The organism is Chitinophagaceae bacterium, assembly GCA_030053935.1.
GTDB lineage: Bacteria > Bacteroidota > Bacteroidia > Cytophagales > JASGCU01 > JASGCU01.
In genome coordinates, this window is the sequence record JASGCU010000100.1 from 1 (window position 1) to 4,484 (window position 4,484).

Annotated in this window: 3 protein-coding genes; all 3 read right to left on the reverse strand. The window is 29.6% G+C overall.

Annotated elements, in window-relative coordinates; translation table 11 throughout:
* Positions 1-1,184 precede the first annotated feature (1,184 nt).
* Positions 1,185-2,846, reverse strand: a complete 1,662-nt coding sequence (recN, locus tag QM536_08735; protein MDI9357091.1) for a DNA repair protein RecN — start codon at positions 2,844-2,846, stop codon at positions 1,185-1,187.
* 27 nt (positions 2,847-2,873) lie between these two features.
* A complete protein-coding gene (locus QM536_08740; GenBank protein ID MDI9357092.1) occupies positions 2,874-4,169 on the reverse strand; it encodes a hypothetical protein in 1,296 nt (431 codons plus the stop codon).
* A gap of 125 nt (positions 4,170-4,294) precedes the next feature.
* Positions 4,295-4,484, reverse strand: a 190-nt coding sequence (locus QM536_08745; protein MDI9357093.1) for a hypothetical protein, incomplete at its 5' end; no start/stop codon positions are given.

A 4,484-nucleotide genomic window follows, 5' to 3' on the forward strand; every position in this document is an offset into this window, starting at 1 on the left:
AAGATCTTCATCACCGTCATTATCTACATCCACAAAAGCCGCCGCACTATTTTCTGCTCCTTTAAAAATAAATTCATTGCTTGTTTTCTCTGAAAATGGTTGAGCAAAGCAATAATTGGTAATACAAAAATAAATTGTAAAAATTGTTATTTTCATTAGAAAAATAATGTAAGTAAAAGGCATAATGTAAATTATTATATTTGATGCAATAAAATATTTTTTTGAAATAAAACAAATTAATGTAAAACCATCTATTGAGAATGTCCAAAAAGATATTTTGACATATTTTATAACTTTGTCATTATTTGATTCCCAAGAGTTTTAAAATTCAATATTTTTGTAAGAAGGAATTTTTGGACACTTTCGTTTTTATTTGTTATCGACTCTCCTTACACAAAATATAATAAAATTTCAATATCTTTCTATTTTAAATGTTACAATAGACTTTACACTCATTAAGACCGTTGCGAATTAAAAACGTAAAAAAACAATATTGTATTTCACCAATACCATTACAGCAAAAAAATAATATTTTTCTTTCTTTTCATAGGAATCTTTACCATTTCTATAGAAAATAGGGTTTATACTTGCTTTTTTTGTTTATAAAAAAAGAGAGAGTGATGAAAAAACTATAGGAATATATAATAAAACCTTGTTAGTGTTTTAGAATCTTGGCAATGTTAATGTATATGTATATACTACCTTCTCGAGTAAAATTGGATCAATAAGTTCATAAAGTGAAACTATCAAACGAAAAAGTAAATTTTTCTCTAGAATAAATAAATTTTTCTTAAAAAAAATGAATCTTTCTTTAGAAAAAGTGAATCTAATGAATAAAGATGAGTGTTGAGTGATTCATAAGACATTGAAATATGTTTTCAGATAGTAAACTTTATTCCTTAAAAGGAGGGGAAGGGGTGATTAAAAAAGGAGAGTCAGGCTTGGTTAAACAAATATAATAACGATGGATGTTGGTTCATCGCTTATGAATCATGGAGACGCAATGCATGATGTCTCTTCATTTACCGCACTCATTATTTAAGTTATTGTGGATATTACATTTCTATAAACCTACAATCCCGAAGTGATTATGTTGAAATTCATTGTATCAAGAATAAAAAAAACGACGATTTCAATTGTGAGATACGTTGATTTTAGATGTGAGCTTGTAGGGTATATTCTTTTCATTCACTTTTATTTTCCAATAGTTCTCTTGCATTTTCAGTTGCTACAAAGGAAGGATTTGCACCCGCAATCATTTTTGCTATTTCTATAACTCGTTCTTCGTAGGATAGTTTTTTGATGTTGCTCGTAGTTTTTTCATGGGAGTTATCTTTATAAACAAAAAAATGGAGGTCTCCTTTTGCGGCAAACTGTGGTAGGTGAGTAATGGATATTATTTGATGCTTTTTGGACATTTGTTTCATCATTTTCACCATTTTATTTGCTACTTCTCCCGATATTCCTGTTTCTATTTCATCGAATATAATGGTGGGCATAGATGTTTTTTGTGCCAGTATGTATTTTATAGCAAACATAAGACGGCTGAGTTCTCCTCCTGATGCAAGATTTTTTAATTCTTTCACAAGTATTCCCTTATTAGCACTAAATAAGAATTCAATTTCATCTGTTCCTTGTGGTGTATGCGGCACGGGGGTATTTTTTATGAGAAAATTTGCATTTGGCATTCCTAAATCTTGTATTAAAGCAAGTATTTCTGCGGTAAGAGGTGACAAAGATTTGTTTCTTCTCTCGGTAAGGGTTTGGGAAAGGAGAGTAAGTTCTGCTTGTTTTTTTGCTTTTGCAGTATGGAGTTCTTGTATATCCGTTTCAAAATTAGTTACCATCAGTAATTTTTCTTTGAGAGATTCTTTTATTTCAATAAGTTCTTGGATGGTCTTTGCTTTGTGTTTTTTTTGCAATAGATAGAGGGTATCTAATTTATTTTTGAGGGTTTTTATGCGGTTTTCATCATATTCTATGTGGTCATTTTCTCGGATGAGGTCTTTTTCTATATCTTGTAATTCTATTAGAAGGGAAACGAATCGTTCTTGGATTTTTTTTATGCTTTTAGAAAAAGAAGATACCTGCCCAAGAGCTTGTTTGACGGTAGAAAACTGTGCTTGAATGGAAAAATTATCTTGTGTGAGTATCAGCAGTACTTCATTTATTTTTTGTTTTATTTCTTCACTATTTTCGAGTGATAAAAGTTCTTGTTCTAAGAGTTCTTGTTCTCCTTCTTTTATATCTAATTTTTCTAATTCTTCCCATAGATATGTGTTATAGTCAAATTCTTTTTTCAAACTTTCCGATTGGAGTAGGAGAGAGTCATATTTTTTTTGAATTTGTTTGTACTCAGTAAATATGAGTTGGTATTGCTTGAGTATAGTTTTATTTTCAGCATACATATCTACCACTTCTAATTGAAAGCTGTTTGAACTAAGCAAAAGATTGTCGTGTTGGGAATGGACATCTATTAAAAATTTACCGAGTTCTTTCAAAAGTTCTACTGTTGTTGGGGTATCATTAATAAAAGCCCTTGTTTTACCTGATGCTGTCACTTCTCGTCGTACCACAGTTTGTTTTTGAAAATCAATATCATTTTGATGAAAAAAAGATTCTATTTCATACTCTGATATATCAAAAACACCTTCTATCAAACACTTTTCTTGTTCGGAATGCAATGTTTTACTATCACTTCTATTTCCCATGAGCAAACCAACAGCTCCTAACATAATAGATTTTCCTGCTCCCGTTTCTCCGGTTATTACGTTCATGTGCGGGGAAATATCTATTTCTAAGTTTTTTATAAGAGCATAATTCTTAATGAGTAAATTTTTGAGCATATCTTTAAGAGTTGTATGAATAATTATTTACATGTGGTGTATTTTTTGTGCCAATTTTTCGGTTAATTTTTTTCTGCTGTATTGCTCTATATTCTTTGTAGGTATTTTTATTCCCGCTTTAAAGTTATTATAAAGGGTAAGAATATAATTTTTTATTTCTTTTTTTTGATGAAAATCAAAATGCTTTCCTCCTCCTGTATTTTCTAATATTTTTTCTATGTCTGCTTTTGCTGGTCCTATGGATAAAATGGGGTTCCCGGTCATAAGATATTCAAAAATTTTACCAGGAATGATACCATGAGAATCTTCTGTGCTAAAGTTCACTAAAAATAATACATCTGCCTGATTCATTTCTAAAAGAGCTTGGCTATGGGTTACGTATCCTGTATTTTGGTAATATTTTGTGATTCCATATTCGGTTATGGTATTTTCTATGTCGGTATTTGTTTTTCCTATCATTTTAATAAGAATGTCTTCTTCAAAATTTTTGTTTTCAGTGATGAGTTCTTGAATTGATTTCCAAAGGTTTTTAGGGTTTTGTAAATAGTTGAGAGTACCTACATGGACAATAGAGAATTTTAAGTTTGTAGATTTGTTAGTTGTTCCTATTTTTTTAAAATCTTCATCATCAAATCCATTTGTTATTATTTCTATATTGTTTGTTCCATTTTTTTGGAAATATTCTCCATCGGTAAAACTGGTAGATAGTACTAAGTCCGCTGTTTTTAAAACTTTTTTTTCGAGGAATGTATGTTGTTGTTTTGCAAAATAAGTAAGGTATAGGTTTTTATGATAGGAAATATTAGTCCATGGGTCTCTGAAATCCGCTATCCATTTGAGATTATTATGTATTTGTTTTAATCCTAATCCTATTAGATGGAGAGAATGAGGGGGACCTGTTGTGATAATAGTATCTATGCTTTCTTTTTGTATGTATTCTGTTAAATATTGTATGCTGGGTTTGACCCAAAACTTACGAGCATCGGGGATGAGAAAGTTTCCTCGAATAAAAAAAATAATAATGTCTATGAAAGTTTTATTTTTTTTATTTGGAAGGTCGCCCCCTTTAAATCTTTTGTTTTTTTTACTCAAAAATTCTATAAACATATAAGGTTCCCAAATCTTTTTTTTTATCACACAGGTTTCAGAGCTTATTTCTTTTTCTAAACTTTCATCTATGTATGGATAAGATGGGTTTTCAGGGACGTAAACGTGTGGTTTTATTCCAAAAAAAGGAAGGTATTTGGTAAATTTTAACCATCTCTGCACACCTGGTCCTCCTGCAGGAGGCCAATAATATGTTATAATAAGTATTTTTTTCATGTAAATTATTTACTAACTCATTGGATATCTATTTTCTTTTTTATTATTGTATGGATAACCAACTGTTCTTGTATAACAATACACATTTTGATTACATAAATGGGTTATCTTCTTGTTATGGAATCTTATCTTGTTTTATTGTTGTTCAAAATCTTTAAAACAAATTCGACTGATATTTTTAATTCAACGGCTATTGTGTTTGGATCTTTGATATATTTAGATAAACTTAGAATACTGTTTTCTATAGTTTTTTTATTCTCTTCTATAGTTTTTTTATTCTCTTCTATAGTTTTTTTATTCTCTTCTATAGTTTTT

Coding starts and splice junctions, on each gene's coding strand:
- recN (MDI9357091.1), bottom strand. CDS start 2,846: ATGCTCAAAAATTTACTCATTAAGAATTATGCTCTTATAAAAAACTTA.
- QM536_08740 (MDI9357092.1), bottom strand. CDS start 4,169: ATGAAAAAAATACTTATTATAACATATTATTGGCCTCCTGCAGGAGGA.